An 826-nucleotide genomic window follows, 5' to 3' on the forward strand; every position below is an offset into this window, starting at 1 on the left:
ACCACCAATGCGATACGCGTATTTTCGGCCTGGCCGGAGGCGATGAAATGATCGCGGTGAAAGGTAAGTGCGGGTGGTTGTCCATACAAACGATGGCGTACTTTGTGTTTACGCTACTTACAGTAACTCTGCTGAACGCGTTCGCGTTTAATGCGCAAGCTGATACGCCGTTAAGTGAGAGCTGGAGCGGAATAAGCAGTGGTTGGGTTTCACCGGACATTTGGTTCTATAAAGCAGAGCAGCAGCCGAATATTGAACTCGCTCAAGTACAAGCCTTGCCGGCAGAGCAGTGGCAGTTTTTAGGCCAAGAGCCAGTGGCTTTTGGTTATGATTTAACGCCTTACTGGCTGCGTTTCACGGTTGAACCTGCGAATTTCTCCCGAGTACTGCAGGTTGAATATCCTCTGATCGATGATTTACAGTTCTTCTTTGTTTCGGCAGCAGGTGATGTGGAACAAATTCATGTAGGCGATCGGTTGCCATTTAATGAGCGCCCAGTAGCGGCTGATGGTTTTGTGGTTGATATACCCTTTGCAGAAGCTCATGTAGTATACCTGCGGGTAGAAACCACTAGTTCTCTGCGGGTACCGGTGCGGATATGGAAAACAGCCCAGTTTCATGAAGCGCAAGGGCCGCGTTATGTTGCCATCGGTTTATATTTTGGCGTAGTCATTTGCATGGTAATCTACAATCTCTTTGGCTACGCGGTAACTCGCGAAGCGAGTTTCTTTACCTATTCAATTTATGTGGTGTTTACAGGTTTATTGATGGCCGCACTCAGTGGTGTTGGTTTCCGATACTTATGGCCTAATAGTATCTGGCTGCA

The 826-nt window shown here is 47.9% G+C and carries 1 protein-coding gene; it reads left to right on the forward strand.

Annotated features, from left to right (window positions below; translation table 11 throughout):
* Positions 1–104 precede the first annotated feature (104 nt).
* Positions 105–826 (forward strand): 7TM-DISM domain-containing protein (locus tag VT06_RS16870; protein ID WP_304413428.1); only part of this gene is annotated, 722 nt, incomplete at its 3' end.

The organism is Arsukibacterium sp. MJ3 (assembly GCF_000987765.1).
Classification (GTDB): Bacteria; Pseudomonadota; Gammaproteobacteria; order Enterobacterales; family Alteromonadaceae; genus Alishewanella.